Raw genomic sequence first — 19,016 nt, forward strand, 5'->3', positions numbered from 1 at the left:
ATTTTATTTGAAAATAGATTTTATTCCTCTAGATATAGAACTAACAGCGGATTTCACACCAGAATAAACACTTTTAACAACCTTTGCACCTGAATTTACAATCCCTTTTGCTGTTTCTTTCGCAAAGTTTTGTATTTTTTTATGTGCAGAATATACAGCCTCGCCTACCTTTGAACCAGCTAAATATGAGACTGTCCCCCCAACTATCCCTCCTATAAATGCACCTACACCTGGACCAATCACAGGAATCCATGCAAGAGCAGCAGCTCCTATAAGCGCCCCTTCCGCCGCACCAATGGCAGAAGAGATTAATCCGAATGTCGTAGATACAGTTGTTTCTTCCATTTTTTGCAACCCTTCTCGCAATGATAATTCCCCTGAAGCAACTTTACCAAGAAGCTTTGCATTTTCCACACCTACATAAACCATTGTTGTAATTGCACCTATTGGAGTTCCCTTTGGTACTACCGCGATCAATCCACGTTCAGAAGCTACTTTTACCGCACCCGTTAATGCCGCCTTAACTCCTACATCTGCCCCTGAGTTCAAAGCTATTGCAATAACTTCTTTACTTTTAATTTCTTTACCTTGATACATTTTAACCGCCACATCGAAACCTGCACTTATTGCGGCTGCCTGAACACCAGAAAATGCTGCTTTTTGTCCAAGTTGAATACTAAGGTCTTTAACTTGATAGTAATTCCAATCTGCCTTTACTGCATCAATGTTCCCCTTCTGCACTTCGTTCTGTAGCCTTTTAGCTTCAATTTTTTCTAGACCTTTTCCCTTCACATCTTTATAGCTCCAAAAACCCTCAGAGCCTGGTATGTCTTCAACTTGATCTAACGGTACTCCTTTTCTTTGACCTTGGTAGCTACCCTTTTCAAAATACCTTTTAGTTATTTCAGCTGTTTCTCCAAATTTCTCTTGATAGCGACGGGCAATTTTACCCGTTTCACCCAAATGATTTTTAAGATCGAAATCTTTGATCTGTCCATCCAAAGAATTTTTCCCATATGTCTCTCCCGGTTTAGGTTTAAGCACTTCCCCTTTAACATTGCGATCCTTAAGAACAGCATCAAGGTTAAATGTATTTGCTTTATATTGTTCAGCAATAAAGCCATCTAGGTTAGGGTTTTGATTTACAGTTCCTTGCTTTGTAATAATCGTATTAAACATTTCGGTATTCGCTTCTAATATAGCCTCATCGATACTAGACAAGTATTCTCCAAAGTTATTTAGCGGTAATGTTTTACCTGCTTCAGTCAATTTGTCTGAAAACCATTTTTCCTTTGATATACCTTCACTAAGCGAATTCATCATTGAAGAATAATTGGATTGGTGCATAAGTATCACATTGAATATTTCAGAACTCATTTTTCCCGCTTCTTCTTCAGCTATTAGTAATTCTTCTTTGAGCTCTTTAGTAAGCCACTGTTCATCTGTAATATTCTCACTCTTATTTGCGTAACTATGTAAAAACTTTTCTTGAATCTCAAATAATTTCTCATCTACTTTTTGCTCCAAAACCACTTTTTCCATCCTCTTCATCTACTCCTTATATAAATCTAGCATTTGTCGAATTGTATCCTTCATTTCCTCACGTAATTCAAGCGGAGATAGCACTTCCAAGAATTGTGCTTGACTTAAAAACCACATAAGAACACCATTACCAAAAACTTCTGCCTCAATTGTTGCAATCCCATCATCAAGTGAGATTACCTCAGCTGTTGGTAATCTATCCAATACTGCATTTATTGATGGACCCCAAAACCTGAATTTTACTTTTAACAATTTACCTGCTTTCATAAATTGAACTCGTTTACGAAATTCACCTTCTTCAAATCTACTTTGATGGTCTATTCGAAAATGGGAGTTGGTTATTTCATAATTTTGAATACGATCTAAACGATATATGGCCGGGAATTCAAAATCATAACCATCTATATAAGCAATTAAGTAAAAATAAAAATCAGAGAAAATTACCCCAAATGGGTGGAGTATTCGTGTCGATACTTCGGGACTTTTTTCCTTCTTATAAGAAATCTTCACTTTCCTTTTGTTTCTAGCAGCATCACTAATATCCCAGATTGTTTGCAAAAGCTCCCTACTATTATTAATTGGTTTATAATGAAAGTTTTCATTCCGAAGTAACTCTGCAACTCTTTTCCTCGTTCCTTGTTCACATAGCATGCTTAATTTATTTAAAATAGCTACCATTTCATTTTTTAAAAATGCCCTACTTTCTAGCAATACCTTTGAAATAGCAAGTACTTCTTTCTCTTCTAGCCAGTGAAATTCATCCAAATTAATTTTATATCCCTTTGAACTATAATCATAGGCAATGAATGCACGTGGATGTATTAAAGAGTCTGTTAATAATGCATTGAGATCGGATATATCCCTTTGAATTGTTTTTTCATTAACTCCTAATTTTTGTGCGATAACTCTTTTATTAAGAGTTTCTCCTAGTATTAGCCTTTCATAAATAGTAAAAAGCCTATTTACCTTCGAACTTTGTTTGTTTATTTCTATTTCCATAAATAAGCACCTTTTTATTTTAATATTAGCACATAAAGTGGACATATATTGTCCACCAATAAAAGTTTTGTGAATTAATTAGTTATTCTGACCCATTAAAAAACCTAGTATAAATTACCTATTAAACTTTCTACTGAAATGGTTATGTTTCTTGCTGGATTGCTGGAATTACCTAACCCTCATACATTAAAAACCCCGTCAATTGATTCAAATAGGAATTCTGTCACCATTTATTTAAATAACTTTCTGGAGTATCAAAAAAAAAGCAAGGGGCATGAGAAGGTCTATATTACCGTTAATAATCTCATGAAAGTTATGTTGAAAAGATTTCTTTATTGAAAGAACTTGTAGAAAAGGAACAACTATTGGAGGATAACAAATCAGTTATAGCGGCTGTTGAAGATGTTTATTCATAGAATCTTACTTTATCCAAACCAAATAGATATTGAATTAATGATGTTCGATTACCTAACAGATATGCAAACGGAATTAATTTATCAAGGAGATGCAATTATTTGGCCACTCTATCTTTCGGTTAAATTCGCCGTTCATCATATAAACAACAAGAAAATAACGGTGTGGAAATTCAAAAGTCAAACATCCAAGAATTTGCACGTCGCAAAGGAATGGAAATTCCTGATAACTTTGATGTTACGAGTGCTTTTGCCAAGCGTGCCAATAAAAGAAAAGAATTAATGCGCCTGCGACAAACAATATTTGAAACCAATATTCCGTGGGTCGTAAGCAGAAATCCCCCACATGGAAAGTCTTGGGGGCACAGTTCAGCTGAAAAGATTCTCATAACTAGTTGAGAAGATCACATGTAAGAATGATGGCACTGTCCATATTCAATACGGTTTTGTAAATCCGTTGCAAGAAACATGAAAGGCAACACCCGTAAGGGTTAGTTGCCTTTCTTTAAAATAAGTTGCGAGATACACTCAACATGCGCCGTATGCGGAAACATATCCACCGGCTGCACATACTCCACCCGATACAACTTCGATAACTTTTCAATATCCTTCGCCAGTGTTGATGGATTACAAGATACATACACCATCTTCTTCGGCCTAACTTTTAGTACAGTTTGGAGGAACTTTTCATCACAGCCCGTTCTTGGTGGATCGACGACAATGACATCAGGACGCCAGCCTTCTTTAACCCATTTTGGCAATAAATCTTCAGCTTTTCCTACTGCATAGGTAGCGTTTTTAAAGCCATGTCTCTTTGCATTTTTACGCGCATCCTCTATGGCATCTGGAATTATTTCAATGCCACGAATTTCTGCTGCACCTTTTGCCAGCCATAGACCAATTGTTCCAACGCCACAGTAAGCATCGACAATTTTTTCCGTACCGGTTAAGTTTGCTGCTTTTTTGACTTCGTCGTAGAGCTTTACTGTTTGCTCGGGATTAAGCTGGAAGAAGGCTCTTGCCGAAAGTTCAAATGAGAGATCACCTAATGTTTCTTGAATGACCTCGTTGCCGTATAGGTGATGTGTTTCTTCGCCAAATATTAATGATGTTTTTTGGCCATTGATATTTTGAATGATTGATTTTACTTCAGGTAATCGTTTGGTAATTTCCTCAATTAACACATTTTTACGAGGGATTTCACGTGCTCCCGTAATTAAGACAAGCTGGACTTCTCCTGTTTGAATGCCTACTCTTGTCACGATTGTTCGAATAAGTCCTTTGCGGGTTCTTTCATTGTAAATGGATATTTTTAAGTCTTGTAAAATCGTTTTGACAATTTGAGTAACCTTACTTGTTGCAGGATGCTGAATCATGCAGTCAGCAATATCAATTAGTTTATGAGAATTTAATCCATACAAACCCGCTATTACCTTCTGTTTATCAAGTCCTACTTGGAATTGACTTTTATTGCGGTATCCCCATGGATTTTCCATACCAATTGTTTCTTTTATTTGGAGTTTTTCAATTGGTGTTTTACTATATCGTTCAAATGCTTGTACAACAATATCACGTTTTTCTTTTAATTGTTGTCTATAATCCAAGTGCTGGAGCTGGCAGCCACCACATTGTTCATAGATTGGACAGGGTGGTGCAATCCGGTGCTCAGATTTCTTACGGATTTTTTTTATTTTACCTTCTGAAAACTTCGGAAGGACCTTGGTTGCTTCAACGACGACCTCTTCTCCAGGTAAGGCACCAGGTACAAACACAACCTGTCTTTTGAAATAGCCTACACCTTCCCCATTGATTCCGAGTCGTTTGATGGTTAGTGGGAATGTTTGTCCTATTTGAAGTTTGATTTGATTATCCTTTTGTTGGTTCATTTTTCACACACTACTTTCTGAAATCATGTTCGGCTCTATTATTATATTTGCCATTATACCACTGAATGTAAACAAAAGTGGTGGGAACACTATAGATGGATGAATTATACATATACCTATTGATCAGAAAGGAATATTCGATGAAACAAATATCAAACGTTTTTTGGATTTCAGTTGCAGTTGTTCTTGCTGCTGTAATATTTGGAGCAACTGCTCCGAGTAGCTTTGAGGAGGCAACAGGAAATGTACAAGCATTTCTTACTACTGCATTTGGTTGGTATTATTTGATTTTAGTTACAGTCATTGTGCTGTTTTGTATCTTCCTTATATTTAGTCCTGTCGGGGCAATAAAACTAGGAAAGCAAGATGAAAAGCCGGAGTATACGAAGGCTTCCTGGTTTGCAATGCTGTTTAGTGCAGGGATGGGGATAGGACTTGTCTTTTGGGGAGCAGCTGAACCTCTATCCCATTTTGCAGATCCCCCGCTTGCTGAGCCAATGTCAAATGCAGCCATAAAGGAATCAATGAGATATACTTTTTTTCATTGGGGGATTCATGCTTGGGCTGTCTATGCCATCGTAGCTCTCTCGCTCGCATATTTTCAATTTCGCAAGGGAGAACCTGGTCTGATCTCGTCAACATTAAAGCCTGTTCTAGGAAAAAGTATGGACGGAATATTAGGAACGATAATTGATGTACTAGCAGTTGTAGCTACCGTAGTTGGTGTTGCAACAACTCTTGGCTTTGGGGCTGCACAAATCAATGGTGGATTATCATTTTTATTTGATATCCCTAATAATTTTTCTGTTCAACTAATCATTATCGGCGTCGTTACCGTGCTATTCATATTATCTGCTTGGTCTGGATTAGGTAAAGGGATCAAATACTTAAGTAACGCAAATATGTTTTTAGCAATCGCTTTATTAATTTTAATGTTTGTCGCGGGACCGACCATATTAATCTTGAATATGTTCACTGATTCTCTTGGTGGATATATTCAAAATATCATTCAAATGAGTTTTCGAATTGCTCCACTTAATGAGGAGCATCGAGCATGGATTAATGAATGGACAATCTTCTATTGGGCATGGTGGATTTCATGGTCACCCTTTGTTGGTATCTTTATTGCCCGTGTTTCGAGAGGAAGAACCATCCGAGAGTTTATCATTGGCGTTTTATTGCTTCCCGCGCTTGTAAGTTTCTTTTGGTTTGCGGTATTTGGTACATCGGCGATTGATGTGCAAAATGCAGGCAATGTAGATTTGACACAATTTGTTACGGAAGAAGTATTATTTGCTATTTTTAATGAATCTTCATTATCGACAATACTATCAATTGTCGCCGTCATCCTTGTAAGTACATTTTTTATCACATCTGCTGACTCGGCAACATTTGTACTTGGGATGCAAACAACACATGGATCACTAACTCCACCTAATACAGTTAAGCTCACTTGGGGAATTGCCCAATCAACTGTTGCGGTTATACTTTTATATAGTGGCGGATTACAAGCACTTCAGAATGCATTGATCGGTGCAGCATTCCCATTTTCATTTATCATTGTTTTAATGATGATCTCTCTATATCGGTCCTTGTCGAGAGAGAAAAAAGAGCTTGGATTGTATCACAAGCCAAAGCCACGTAAAGAAAGTATTGAGGATAAAATTTAAAGAGGCTAGGACATAACGTTAATCTCCAGAATGACAGCCAAATATTGAAATTGTGTAAACCAATAAAACAAAAAGGCAGTTATATAAAGATTATTGCTATAGTTTAAAAGTGTAAACTAGGTTGATTGAAGAGGAAGGCGGCGACTCCTGCGGGAAAAGCGTGAGACTTGAGACCCCACAGGAGCGCAGCGACGAGGAGGCTCAAGCCACGCCCGCGGAAAGCGACCGCCTGTAGCGGAAATCAACGGTGTAAGAAGCAACAAAATATAACAAATCAACCAAGAAAAAAATCCGAACTAATACGAAATTCAAATTAGAATTTCAAATAATTGTTCGGATTTCTCTTTGGTTGAAACCCCTTTGTCCCAACATCTTTTATCAATCGATATTAAAAATATAAGGGTTATCAATTGCTTTCTTAGCTAGTAAATGGTCTAAGCTACGAAATGTGTAGCCTTCCGCTTCTAAATCATCAATCGCTTTTTCCAATGCTTCTGCATTATCCCTTGAAACAGTATGGAGCAAGAGGATGGCTCCCGGATGAATTTGTCTCATGATGTTATTATATGCGTATTGCCAACCTCTTTGGTTATTAATATGCCAATCAACAAATGCCAACGACCAGAAAACATTCGTATAACCTAAGTTTTGAGATAGGGCTAGCGTTCTTTCGCTAAAAATCCCTCTAGGTGCACGTAAATATGTAACATTCTTTTGTCCGGTTAAGCGTTCTGTTTCTTCGCGAACTGAATTGAGTTCCTTCGCCAATCGTTCGTCACTTACCCTCGTTAGATCAGGATGGTACCAGGAATGATTACCGACAATATGGCCTTCCTTTGCCATTCGTTTAACTAGATCAGATTGATCCTTTAAATAATGACCCGTTACGAAAAATGTCGCAGGGACTTTTTTCTTTTTAAGCACATCAAGCACTTTCTCGGTATAGCCATTTTCATAACCATTATCAAAGGTTAAGTAAATATCTTTTTTTGAAGTGTCCCCTATATAAAAAGAACCGTATTTAGCTAATAATTCATCATATTCCTCTCCTGCTGAAGCAGGTTCATGGTTTTTACTTTTTTTAAAGCCCCAGTGTATCGGGTGGTTTGAATAGCTCGCTTCAACATTTGTTCCAATTAATGAAAAGGCAATTGTAAAAATAATACATAGGCTACTAATCCTTTTCAAATGATTACCTCCCCAACTCCATTCAATATTTTTAGTTTTTACATATTATTGGAATTGATTCAGGGAAATTGTGGTTTCCTTTTGAACTTTTCCAATTACTACACGGATACGGAAATTTCTTTAGATAAATGCCCTAACAACCGAAAAGATGCCCAATGCTAATCCAATTAATAAAAGGAAAGAGAAAACAACTAATTCTCTTATTTCTTTTTTACGAAGCAACTGTGGTGCTTCCCATGCAAAGATGATTACAAATATTGAAATAATCATTAAAATTTTCAATTTCCCCATTCCCTCATCTATTAATTTAGCGTTACTTACTTAAACCAATTCTTCTGATAAAGACTTTCGGGGTTATGTTAACCTCTAATTGTTCAAATGTCTGATCCCAGTTATTTTTCAATGCTACATTCCATTCTTTCGGATATTTCTTATAAACAGCTTGTCCAAACCCAAATATATCAGACTGATATTCCTTTTGGGCTATATCGACAACTAGTTGGATTCGGTCTTTTATTTCATTTTCAACATATTTTTCTAATTCATCGAGCACTTGTGTTTGATCAACATTTAACTTGGAGTCATTTTCCATAATACTTAATTCAGAAGTCACATCCACGGAAAGATTAATTTCTCCATTCTGCAATTTCGGTTTGATCTTACTATCCACTCTGATAATTTCAAAACTAATATTCCCACCACCTTGATCCTCTGGGATATTAATTGTAATGACTCCTGTTTCAATTTCATTTCGAATCCACAAAAGACCACGCGTTTCTGTTTTATCCAACCAACCAACTAACTTGTCACCCTTGAAGACAGCTGCTCCATTGATTTCTTGTCCTTCTCTTGACTTATTCTTCGTATTTTCTTCTAATGGTGTGAGTGAGAACTGTGGGGCTACTGGTTCTTTTCCATCCGTAAGAAGCATATTCATAAAATCCCTAATATATACTGATAATCCTGCACCTATCTTGGCGAGTTCCTTCGTTTCCTCGGCTGAAATACTTTCCAATTGGGGCATGTTATTTATTAATTCGGAAGCTTGTCCTTTTGTAAACATAATAAAGCTGTTAATTCTAGGTTCGTTGTATCTCGAATGAAAATCGATGATGTTAGAAATTCCTTTTTTCGCCATATCCTCTCCAATTAATAAAACCCGACTCTGGGAAAAGAAAATATTTCTTGAAATCTTCCCTTGTATATTTCGATATGCTTCAGAAATAGTATCTCCTGTCTCGGAAACGACAAATGTACTATTAGAGCTACCTCCCTGACTTCCACTAGTCGGTCCCAATTTCACTGGGATTGCAACTTGAATTGATAAAAGGAGCTTATCATCTTCAGTTAGGTCAATTCCAATAGCCGTTACAATCGCTATATCGTTAACTTCGACACGATTCCAACACCCTGTAAGCAATATGATGATTATCACGCATATAATGAGCATTCTAGAAGTTCTTATCACCAACATCATCCTGTTCAATTAGTAACAATCTAGTATTTTTGATTTCGACGTCCTAATCTCGTTACATTTCTTTTTCCTGTTTGCTCTGGACGTTGATTCATCATGTACCATGGGACTCGAATAAAGATATCCTTCAAGTTATTAAAATTGATCGGAGCAATCGGGGCCAAGTATGGAACACCGAAAGACCGCAGCTGAACGAGATGAGCCAATATGAAGAAGACACCTAATAAGATTCCATAAAATCCAAGGTTTGCAGACAGAAAAATCATGATAAACCTTAGAAGTCTAATTGCTCCAGTTAAGGAGTAACTAGGGAACATAAAGGAAGCAATCCCTGTTGTAGACACGACAATAACTAATGGAGCCGAGACAATTCCAGCTTCAACTGCAGCTTGTCCAATAACTAATGCACCGACAATACTTACCGTTGATCCGATTGGTCGTGGCAAACGTAAGCCAGCCTCTCGTAATGCTTCAAAGGTTATTTCCATTAACAATGCTTCAACAACAGCTGGAAATGGTACCTTTTCCCTTGAAGCTGCAACACTAAATAACAGGTTTGTTGGCAACAATTCCTGATGAAAAGTCGTAACAGCAATGTATATTGAAGGAAATAATAAGGCCACCAATAAAAATAAATAGCGGATAAATCGAATGAATGATGTCATGACAAATCTTCCATAATAGTCTTCAGGAGAATTCATCATTTGAAAAAAGGTTACTGGAACAATAAGAGCGAATGGGCTATTTTCCACAAGAATTCCAATTCTGCCTTCAAGAAGGCTACCGACAACTCGATCAGGTCTTTCAGTTTGTAAAACTTGCGGAAATACCGAAAAGGGATAGTCTTCAATAAACTCAAGGATGTAGCCACTATCCTCGATAGCATCAATATTAATCTGCTGCAATCTTCTACGAACTTCTTCGACAATCGATTGCTCTGCAAGATTATCTATAAAGGTAATAATCACTTCGGACTGTGATAATGTTCCGATCTTCATATTTTCAAATTTCAATTGTGTTGTTTTTAATCGCCTTCGAATCATACTTGCATTTGTTCGAATATTTTCAGTAAATCCTTCTCTTGGGCCAATTACAACTGCTTCTGATACAGGTTCATCAACCGATCGTTGTTCCCAATATTGTTCGCTAATAAATAATGCCATTTTAATACCATTAATCAAGATAACTGTACCACCCGACAATATCTGATCAATGACTTTTTGAAGTGTTTCCCCTTGTTGTACTTGAGCGGAACTTAGCAAAGCTACGAAATGTTCCATTGTTGGTTCAGTCAAATCTCCATTTTTATTTAGTAAAGGATGTATGACATGTTGTTCCATTCGATCCATATCAACTAATCCATTTAGATAGATGATGATTGCCGGATAGGAAGAGTTGATTTCAAGCTCTCGATATGTAAAATCTGCTGCATTTTCAAATTGCTTTTGAATCTGTGTAAAATCTTCTTGAAGATTTCCTGATAATAAGTCTACTTGCTTTTGATCATTTATATTGTTTGGATTAGATTTTGGATCTGTAGAAGTCATTTTTTTTATCCATCTTGACATTTTCATAGATAGCACCCCCTCATGATGTCTAAGACTTCTTATCCCTAAGTTTCCTGCGCATAAATGCAATAGAAAGTAATAAAATTGGTACAATGATTTGTACGAAAGTATGCCCATATGGAATGTAGAGGGAAAATCCCTTTTTTAAATGTTCAATATAATTAGTTGCACTTATAAGAGATAAAAAGACAATAATAGGTCCTAAACCTAGAAAAACAGTACGGGTTTGTTTAAGCCTAAGTAATTGTGAAATTCCAATCGCTGCTGCGAGGGTAAACCCACCTACCTTAAAAAATACACCAGCAACCATCATTAAAATAACAAGTGCATCAAAACGTTCTAGAAAGTCTGCAACAGATACTAATTGTGTAGCAGCTAGTAGCTTAAACATATCTCTGCTATAAATTTCTGGACTTAATACAGATAGCATCATGATTGTGTTAAGTGTTAAGATTATTCCGCCAATTAATATTGCGAGCATACCTATCCTTTTCACATTCTTCTTATTGCTTAGAGATGGGAAAAACATCATGATGACTATCGCTTCTCCAAATGGAAAGTTAATCCCATTTGGAATAGCCTCCTTCAATACTGGCTTCACACCATCCCCTAGTATTGGGGTAATATTGTTGATATCAAATTGTTCAACGGTTAATAAAAGAATCCAAATTAATAATAAGGAAAAAATATAAACTGGAAATACGACTTCACTCATACGTCCAATCGTTTCAATCCCTCCCCTTAAGCAATAGATCATCAACACCATAAAGGTTCCGATAATAACAAAAATGGGTGTCTCCGTTAAAATTGTAGAAACAATCAAGTTCCCTAATTCTCTAATTGCTCTTGAAGCTGAATATGTGAAATGTAAAATATAAAGCAAAATTAATGGGTATGACAGATACTTACCAATCAATTTCGGTAACATTTGGACTAATGTATCATCAGGGTAATAGGTTGCTAATTGCGAGTAAATGGCCATTAAAATGAGACCACCTATCATTCCAATAATAATTGTTATCCATGCATCTTGTTTCACCCCTTCACCCAGCCCTAAAATCATTGCTGTTCCTAATACATAGCCGGCCATTAAATAGAAAAGTTGAATTCCACTTATTTTTTCCTTAATCATTTGTTTTCTCCCTTAAGGTGTACAAAAGCCTGATATTTTTTATGGTTTTTGCATTTTCCACTTTTGTTAAGTTTTCCCACAATATTACCCGTTATGTAAAAAATGAAAATAAAAAACACATGAGCTTTTTGAAAACTCATGTGTTTTTAACAAATATAGTTACTTAATTCAAATATGCGATTAAAATACTCGTTCTTTAAATTGCTCAAGCTTTTCCAGTGATGATTTATCTACATCTTCATGCAGGCTATTGCCATGTGAATCCATTGTTACCACAGCAGTGAATCCTTCTACTGACAGATGCCACATCGCTTCTGGAATACCAAACTGCATAAGGTCTACACCATCAACTGATTTAATACAATCTGCATAATATTGAGCTGCACCACCGATTGCATTTAAATACACCCCGCCATGCTCTTTAAGAGCTGCAAGTGTTTTTGGACCCATGCCACCTTTTCCAATAACCGCACGGATACCGAATTTCTTCATGATATCTCCTTGGTATGGCTCCTCACGAATACTTGTTGTCGGTCCAGCTGCTTTTACATGCCAGTTGCCTTCTTCGTCTTTTAGCATAACTGGTCCACAGTGATAAATGACTTGTCCATTTAGGTCCACTGGTGCATCATTATCAGATAGATGTTTATGAATTGCGTCACGGCCAGTATACATGCGGCCATTAATTTTCACCACATCTCCGACTTTTAGTTCACGAATTTGCGCTTCTGTAATCGGAGCTTGAAGGACGACTTCACGCGTTTCTGATTTTACCTCTTCCACGTCAACTTTTTCTTTAGAAAAATCAATTTCTTCACCTTCATTGTATAACCATTCATTAATATCGCCGGTTTCGGCATGAAGAGTAACACCCAGGCGACGATACGCCCAGCAATTATACGCAACTGAAACGAAGAAACTTGCAGGAATACGATTCATTACACCTACTTTACAACCAAGCAAGGTCGTTTCGCCCCCGAAGCCCATTGTTCCAATACCAAGCTTATTTGCATTTTCCATCACATATTCTTCAAGCTTTCGTAACTCCTCATTCGGATTCACATCTTCGACACTACGGAATAGTTGTTCTTTAGCTAATTCATATCCAGAAGTACGGTCTCCCCCGATGCCAACTCCGATGAAACCAGCACTACATCCTTGACCTTGAGCCTGATAGACAGAATGCATAATACATTTACGAATTCCATCAAGATCACGGCCCGCTCTACCAAGCCCCTCTAATTCACATGGTAAGCTATATTGAATATTTTTATTTTCACAACCGCCGCCTTTTAAAATAAGGCGCACGTCGATATAATCTTTTTCCCATTGTTCAAATTTAATAACTGGAGTGCCTTCCCCTAGGTTATCTCCACTATTTTCACCTGTTAATGAATCAACTGAATTTGGACGAAGCTTTCCACCCTTCGTTGCTTCTGCGATTGCATTTTTAATTGCTGCTTTTATTTTTAATTGGTTCACACCTACAGGAGTCTTCACTTTAAAAGTTGGTAAGCCCGTATCCTGACAGATTGGTGAAACATTCACATCAGCCATTGAAATATTATTTGTAATCGTTGAAAGTGACATTGCTGCACGTGTCCCTGCACTTTCACTAGCTTTTGCACGAGCAACTGCCCTTCTTACATCCTTTGGAAGTCTCGTTGACGTTTCAACGATTAACTTATACATGCTTTGTTGTAGCTTTTCCATCTATATTCCCCTTCCCTTACAAATCCCCTATTTTCTATCTATTTCACACATAATATTATACTCCTAGATACTATATTCGGAAAGGGATTTGCAAGCGATTCCAATATTTTGGATAGAGTGAATACTTAATGGATGAGTTTACTTGCTTTTGCTTTTTTAACAAGTCCACCGCTTATATTGTTAATTGGCTTCTTAAGTGCCAAACCAAAAAGTAATGTTATTCCTGTAAATAGACTAAGTACAAGGAGATCATGACGAACAACATCCCAGAGTATCCCTCCGACCGCCTCCCGCATCATGCTAATTGCATAGGTAAACGGTAAAAATGGAAAAATTGCCTGAAAAAATGGTGGTGTTACTTGAATTGGGAATGTTCCTCCTGACCCGGCCAACTGCAGTACTAAAAATACAATTGCCATTGCTTTTCCGACATTTCCAAATATCGAAACAAGCGTGTACACGATGCACATAAACACCGTACTAATGATTGCACCAAACAAGACAAACCAAGGCTTTGCATCAACATACGTCCCTAACACTGCCATATCACCAACCGTGACAATTAAGGATTGGAGTATCGCAATTGTCCAAAATGTTAAAAATCGCCCAAAATAAATTTCATAGCTTTTGAAGTGAATCTCTTCACTATGAACTTCTACGGTTAGTAGTGAAACTAATAAAAGGGCGCCAACCCATAAAGAAAGCGTTGTAAAGAAAGGACTCATCGCTGAACCGTAATTAGGTATTGGGAATAAGTGATGTTCTTTCAGTTCAACTGGCTCAGCAAAAAACTCGCTTTCTTTCTGAAAGTTAAGTGTTAATAGCTGAATGATTTCATTTAAATCCTGTTCCTTTTCAAACTTACGAATGCTGTCTGCCAATTCCTTTATTTTAGATTCCACTGTCGGAAGGCTTGCTTGAATGTGGGAAATCTCTGCCTTACCGATTGAAAGACCTTGTTGTGCATCCTTTAAAATCCCTTCTACCTCAGGAATTCTTTGATTTGTTTCATTTAAAATTCGATCGGCATTTTCAGCTGTAAGCTGTGCCTTTTGAAAGCCTTGTTCCAGCTTAGGTTTGATGTCACTTTCATATCGATTAGTTAAGTCTTCTGTTATTGCTGTAGTCTCTTTCGCAAGCCGATTAATCTCATTGATGAAACCTTTTGCTTGTTCCTCATCAACTTCTTGAATTCTATTGATTAATTCTTGTTCCTTTTGATATTTGTTCGTAAGTCCTTGTAACTTTGAAATTTCAGATGTTAAGATCTCACTATTTGTTAAGTTGTTAACATGATCAAATAAGTCGATTATTACATTCGTAACGGTGATACCAATTCCCAATTGCTTTTCAATATGACCCAGTTGAGCTTTGGCATCCTGAATGGAAATCGTTCCATTTTGCATCGATGCGGTCACTTGCTCGACATATAATGAAGCAGCAGTTAATGTTTGAATATCCTGTTTTACATTTGGAGCAATGGTGTTAGCTATATCTTTACTTGTTTTAAGATATTGTTGTAGTGAATCAGATACCCTAATTCCTTCTTGCGTCATATGAGCAACAATTGGAAGATTCTTTTGTACTTCGTTCACAATATCCTCTGTTTTATTTGCATCAGTAAGTGCAGTATTAACAGCATTTTTAAGCGCAGGAAAGTTTTTCTCTAGCTTAAAAATAAGGTCTCGCACTTTTTGAATTGTCGGTAATTCTTTTTCAAGCTCTACCCCAATTTCGTTGAATATTTTAAAAATCGCTCCATTTGCGGTTTTAATAAAATTTTTACTAATTTGTTCGGTAATACCAGTAGCACCTTTTGCAGTGATTTTTGGAGCAATCGCATTTATTTTCTCATTCACGGTATAATCGATTGTGGCTTTTGTGGGATTTTTTGTTAAGACTGTTGCTATTTTTGCCGAAAAATCCTTCGGGATGATGATACTTGCATAATAGTTTCCATGATTAACACCATTTAATGCAGTTTTTTCATCAACAAAGGTCCAACCTAGCAACTTATTTTTCTTCAAAGACTCTACAATTTCCTCGCCTGCATTAATCTTTTTTTCTTTAATGGTTGTTCCTTCGTCATGATTTGTAACGGCTATCTTAATTCCCTTCGTATTTCCATATGGGTCCCAAGAAGCCTTTATATTAAACCAAGCATATAAAGAGGGCAGAAAAATTAATCCTAAAATGATGATAAGTGCAGCCCAATTTGTTACGATCCGCTTTACATCCGTTTTGTATATTTGAAATATATTTTTCATTCTATAACCCCCAAATAAATGTAGGCATATGAACGCCAATTATGTATTAGCATTTACCTTTCAGGTGTATTCCTTGCGTGAAATTAATCATTCAACCTTTTGAGGGGAGGTACCGAGCATTTGCATGGTCTTATTTTCCACATTTTCACTTTTCAGACCGGGTATCGGGCTCTTGCATGGTACATTTTTCCATCTCTTTACTTTCACGGTTGTGTTTCTGCCGTTTTCATCACCGTTTTTCCCACTTTTTTACTTTTCTAGTGGTGTTTCTGGTGTTTTCACCATCACTTTTCCTATTTTTTTACTTTTATAGTGGTGTTCCTGGTGTTTTCACTATCAATTTTCCCACTTTTTTACTTTCACGGTGGTGTTTCTGCCGTTTTCACCACCACTTTTCCCATATTTTTACTTTTATAGTGGTGTTTCTGGTGTTTTCATCACCGTTTTTCCCATTTTTTCACTTTTATAGTGGTGTTTCTGCCGTTTTCACCACCAACTTTCCCACTTTTTTACTTTTCTGGTGGTGTTTCTGCCGTTTTCACCACCACTTTTCCCACTTTTTTACTTTTCTGATGGTGTTTCTGCCGTTTTCACCACCACTTTTCCTACTTTTTTACTTTTATAGTGGTGTTCCTGGTGTTTTCACCACCACTTTTCCCACTTTTTTACTTTTCTAGTGGTGTTTCTGCCTTTTCTACAATCACTTTTCCTACCTTTTTACTTCCCCACAAGCGCGTGCAAACCAAATCCAATAAAAAAAAGAGCTTGTCCACATTACGTGGCAAGCTCCTACAAAATCTAACTGTCTTTCCAGTCCTTTTTAAATTGATCATATTTTACTTCTAAATCATCAAGCATGTTAAGTAATCGATCGATATCCTCAACATCAGTTGATTCAGGGTCCATCGTATCGATTACCTCGATGAACATATTCAAGCGGTCCTTTAAATACTTAATTTGCTGGTCTTTATCATGGATGGCATTTCCCAAGTAACAGCTCCCCTTTCACTCATTTATCTTAATGAATCACCGCTAAATTGACAACCATCATTATTTTCTTTATAATTCTTTGGTCTAATCACGTGAAGGAATTAATATTGAATAAGAAATACAATTTTACTTAGGAGATGACTACCTTGGATAAAAATATCCAGATTACCCCTCAATATGATCCTTGGGAAGCATATTTAGATATCGAGCAATACGGTTCAATGCAATTAACAAATATTGAATTTACAACAACCACACTCTGTAATATGAGATGTGAGCACTGTGCTGTTGGGTATACTTTACAACCAAAAGACCCTATTGCCCTACCACTAGAATTATTACTTAAACGACTTGATGAAATTCCAAAGCTTCGTTCATTAAGCATTACCGGTGGTGAGCCAATGCTCTCATTAAAATCCGTAGAGAATTATGTTGTACCTCTCCTTAAGTATGCACATGAAAGAGGCGTTCGCACTCAAATTAACTCTAACCTCACGTTAGAACTGTCTCGATATGAAAAGATTATTCCTTATTTGGATGTTCTCCATATTTCACACAATTGGGGGACAATTGAGGACTTTGTTGAAGGTGGTTTCGCTATGATGGATCGGAAGCCATCATTCGAACAACGTGCAGCCTATTTCGAAAGAATGATTGAAAATAGCAAAGCATTGTCAAACGCTGGTGTGATGGTATCAGCTGAAACGATGTTAAATAAGCGTACTTTACCACATATTGAAAAGATTCATAAACAGATTGTTGAAGAAATGCAATGTAGTCGACATGAAATTCACCCAATGTACCCTAGTGACTTCGCAAGTTCACTTGAAACATTATCACTTGAAGAAATTCGTGAAGCCCTAAACCATCTCCTTAATGTTCGAAACGAAGATGTATGGATGCTCTTTGGCACATTACCATTTTATGCATGCAGTCAACATGAAGAAGATCTAAAGCTATTACAACGCTTATATTCAAGTAAAAATGTAACTGTGCGAAATGATCCTGACGGTCGATCCAGATTAAATGTTAATATTTTTACAGGTGATGTGATCGTCACTGACTTTGGCGACGCACCATCGTTAGGAAATATTACGACAAACACACTACAGGAATCATATGAAAAATGGAATAAATCAAAGCTTGCGAAAGAAATTGCTTGTCATTGCCCTTCCGTAAAATGCTTGGGTCCAAACCTTTTAGTTAAAGATAAATACTATAAAAATGTTGATTTTACAACTCAATCAGCTAGATCTTTACTAAACGTATAAAATATCGGGTGGTACTCACTCACCACCCGCGTTATTAATTATCTTGGAGTATCTGTAACTAAATACCCGAACGAGATATGATCTTGGATTGGAATCCATGCACCAATTCCTTGATGGGTTACATTTTTCACTACGATTCTTTTCTTACTTCCTTTTAAGACGAGATACACTTCCCCATATGTTACTTTTCCCTTTTCATTAACTGCTGGGGCATAAGCATATAAATATCCTAATTTTTTAGCAGGAACATTATACATTTGCTCCTTCTTAGTTCCTCCACCTATAATGGTTTTAAAGGATAAAGGTAAATTTGACCTTTTAGCTGCTTCAATAAGCATCATTTTCTTAACTTCTTCCGCACTTTCGATTTCGGCAGTCAATCCACCTCTAACCTGTTTCTGCATTTCTTGTTTATAATAAATTTTATTTGGTGATGTTGCTCCACGGTTATCAAAATAATTGGTATTTATCTTTTGGTACTCCCAGTTTGTACTCGTTTCTGAGGATTCATAGCTTAGTGGCCATTGCCCCAAAAAGATTGTTGCACGATACCCGACCGCAAGGGGTGTCGTTGAAATTGCCGACTCATTCAAGATTCGAATGAGATCAGGATTTTCAATCTCTACATTTGCACTATCAATTAACTCTTGCGCGAGCTTACTCGGTTGGAGATATGGCAAATCCTGTGTTGGGTTCGGATATGTGTTATCTTTCGAAATATCTAGTACTGAACTAGGAATTTTAAACTTGTCACTTTTATCTTCTTTCTGATCTTTCGTACCCTCAGCCATTCCATAAGTACTCATACCAACTAGTAATAGAACAACAGCAACGATAAAGAAAACTCGGCGATTGCCAAGCTTTTTAGGCGACAGCAGAGCCGTAATTGCACTTATTCGGTTA

Annotated in this window: 15 protein-coding genes; 3 read left to right on the forward strand and 12 right to left on the reverse strand. The window is 36.9% G+C overall.

All coding sequences use genetic code 11. The features are described 5' to 3' along the window. Positions 1 to 3: 3 nt before the first annotated feature. Positions 4 to 1,542, reverse strand: coding sequence for a hypothetical protein (locus MJG50_RS02700; protein WP_240252474.1), 1,539 nt, complete (start codon positions 1,540 to 1,542; stop codon positions 4 to 6). Between the two features lie 9 nt (positions 1,543 to 1,551). Next, entirely contained in the window at positions 1,552 to 2,541 is a 990-nt protein-coding gene (locus MJG50_RS02705) for a helix-turn-helix transcriptional regulator (protein WP_240252475.1), read from the reverse strand. Between the two features lie 578 nt (positions 2,542 to 3,119). On the opposite strand from MJG50_RS02705, the gene MJG50_RS02710 reads away from it, so the two are divergent. Then, positions 3,120 to 3,353 carry a hypothetical protein gene (locus MJG50_RS02710; protein WP_240252476.1) on the forward strand — a complete coding sequence of 78 codons (234 nt, stop codon included), beginning with the start codon at positions 3,120 to 3,122 and terminating at the stop codon, positions 3,351 to 3,353. A gap of 92 nt (positions 3,354 to 3,445) precedes the next feature. On the opposite strand, the gene rlmD is transcribed toward MJG50_RS02710, so the two are convergent. Beyond that, positions 3,446 to 4,840, reverse strand: coding sequence for a 23S rRNA (uracil(1939)-C(5))-methyltransferase RlmD (gene rlmD, locus MJG50_RS02715; protein WP_240252477.1), 1,395 nt, complete (start codon positions 4,838 to 4,840; stop codon positions 3,446 to 3,448). 140 nt (positions 4,841 to 4,980) lie between these two features. Here rlmD and MJG50_RS02720 point away from each other — a divergent pair, with 140 nt between their 5' ends. Next, positions 4,981 to 6,510 (forward strand): glycine betaine uptake BCCT transporter, encoded by a 1,530-nt coding sequence (locus tag MJG50_RS02720; protein ID WP_240252478.1) that lies wholly within the window; start codon positions 4,981 to 4,983, stop codon positions 6,508 to 6,510. 378 nt (positions 6,511 to 6,888) lie between these two features. On the opposite strand, the gene pdaA is transcribed toward MJG50_RS02720, so the two are convergent. The 8 genes from pdaA to MJG50_RS02760 all read right to left on the reverse strand — a co-directional run bounded on the left by pdaA (position 6,889) and on the right by MJG50_RS02760 (position 16,842). Further along, positions 6,889 to 7,674, reverse strand: coding sequence for a delta-lactam-biosynthetic de-N-acetylase (pdaA, locus tag MJG50_RS02725; RefSeq protein WP_240252669.1), 786 nt, complete (start codon positions 7,672 to 7,674; stop codon positions 6,889 to 6,891). Positions 7,675 to 7,818: 144 nt separating this feature from the next. After that, positions 7,819 to 7,968, reverse strand: a complete 150-nt coding sequence (locus MJG50_RS02730) for a hypothetical protein (protein ID WP_240252479.1) — start codon at positions 7,966 to 7,968, stop codon at positions 7,819 to 7,821. 43 nt (positions 7,969 to 8,011) lie between these two features. After that, positions 8,012 to 9,175: a Ger(x)C family spore germination protein gene (locus MJG50_RS02735; RefSeq protein ID WP_345893189.1), complete on the reverse strand. Its 1,164-nt coding sequence runs from the start codon at positions 9,173 to 9,175 to the stop codon at positions 8,012 to 8,014. 20 nt (positions 9,176 to 9,195) lie between these two features. Further along, positions 9,196 to 10,746, reverse strand: coding sequence for a spore germination protein (locus MJG50_RS02740; protein ID WP_240252481.1), 1,551 nt, complete (start codon positions 10,744 to 10,746; stop codon positions 9,196 to 9,198). A 22-nt stretch (positions 10,747 to 10,768) separates the two neighbouring features. Beyond that, positions 10,769 to 11,872, reverse strand: coding sequence for a GerAB/ArcD/ProY family transporter (locus MJG50_RS02745; protein WP_240252482.1), 1,104 nt, complete (start codon positions 11,870 to 11,872; stop codon positions 10,769 to 10,771). A 180-nt stretch (positions 11,873 to 12,052) separates the two neighbouring features. Next, entirely contained in the window at positions 12,053 to 13,585 is a 1,533-nt protein-coding gene (locus MJG50_RS02750) for a fumarate hydratase (RefSeq protein ID WP_240252483.1), read from the reverse strand. Between the two features lie 125 nt (positions 13,586 to 13,710). Next, positions 13,711 to 15,852 carry a YhgE/Pip domain-containing protein gene (locus MJG50_RS02755; RefSeq protein WP_240252484.1) on the reverse strand — a complete coding sequence of 714 codons (2,142 nt, stop codon included), beginning with the start codon at positions 15,850 to 15,852 and terminating at the stop codon, positions 13,711 to 13,713. Between the two features lie 798 nt (positions 15,853 to 16,650). Then, on the reverse strand, positions 16,651 to 16,842 hold the full coding sequence (locus MJG50_RS02760) for an SE1561 family protein (RefSeq protein ID WP_240252485.1): 192 nt from the start codon (positions 16,840 to 16,842) through the stop codon (positions 16,651 to 16,653). A 137-nt stretch (positions 16,843 to 16,979) separates the two neighbouring features. Between MJG50_RS02760 and yfkAB the strand changes: the two genes are divergently transcribed. Next, positions 16,980 to 18,113 (forward strand): radical SAM/CxCxxxxC motif protein YfkAB, encoded by a 1,134-nt coding sequence (gene yfkAB, locus MJG50_RS02765; RefSeq protein WP_431307250.1) that lies wholly within the window; start codon positions 16,980 to 16,982, stop codon positions 18,111 to 18,113. 38 nt (positions 18,114 to 18,151) lie between these two features. On the opposite strand, the gene MJG50_RS02770 is transcribed toward yfkAB, so the two are convergent. Then, positions 18,152 to 18,904 (reverse strand): YfkD famly protein, encoded by a 753-nt coding sequence (locus MJG50_RS02770; protein ID WP_240252671.1) that lies wholly within the window; start codon positions 18,902 to 18,904, stop codon positions 18,152 to 18,154. Positions 18,905 to 19,016: the final 112 nt, after the last annotated feature.

This window comes from Fredinandcohnia quinoae (genome assembly GCF_022427965.1).
GTDB classification, from domain to species: domain Bacteria; phylum Bacillota; class Bacilli; order Bacillales; family Bacillaceae_L; genus Ferdinandcohnia; species Ferdinandcohnia quinoae.

Bases quoted from the DNA above. Each gene is read 5' to 3' on its own strand.
- MJG50_RS02730 (WP_240252479.1), bottom strand. From the start codon at position 7,968: ATGATTATTTCAATATTTGTAATCATCTTTGCATGGGAAGCACCACAG.
- MJG50_RS02740 (WP_240252481.1), bottom strand. From the start codon at position 10,746: ATGAAAATGTCAAGATGGATAAAAAAAATGACTTCTACAGATCCAAAA.
- MJG50_RS02755 (WP_240252484.1), bottom strand. From the start codon at position 15,852: ATGAAAAATATATTTCAAATATACAAAACGGATGTAAAGCGGATCGTA.
- MJG50_RS02720 (WP_240252478.1), top strand. From the start codon at position 4,981: ATGAAACAAATATCAAACGTTTTTTGGATTTCAGTTGCAGTTGTTCTT.
- MJG50_RS02770 (WP_240252671.1), bottom strand. From the start codon at position 18,904: ATGGCTGAGGGTACGAAAGATCAGAAAGAAGATAAAAGTGACAAGTTT.
- MJG50_RS02750 (WP_240252483.1), bottom strand. From the start codon at position 13,585: ATGGAAAAGCTACAACAAAGCATGTATAAGTTAATCGTTGAAACGTCA.
- MJG50_RS02705 (WP_240252475.1), bottom strand. From the start codon at position 2,541: ATGGAAATAGAAATAAACAAACAAAGTTCGAAGGTAAATAGGCTTTTT.
- MJG50_RS02745 (WP_240252482.1), bottom strand. From the start codon at position 11,872: ATGATTAAGGAAAAAATAAGTGGAATTCAACTTTTCTATTTAATGGCC.
- MJG50_RS02700 (WP_240252474.1), bottom strand. From the start codon at position 1,542: ATGGAAAAAGTGGTTTTGGAGCAAAAAGTAGATGAGAAATTATTTGAG.
- MJG50_RS02735 (WP_345893189.1), bottom strand. From the start codon at position 9,175: ATGATGTTGGTGATAAGAACTTCTAGAATGCTCATTATATGCGTGATA.
- yfkAB (WP_431307250.1), top strand. From the start codon at position 16,980: ATGACTACCTTGGATAAAAATATCCAGATTACCCCTCAATATGATCCT.
- rlmD (WP_240252477.1), bottom strand. From the start codon at position 4,840: ATGAACCAACAAAAGGATAATCAAATCAAACTTCAAATAGGACAAACA.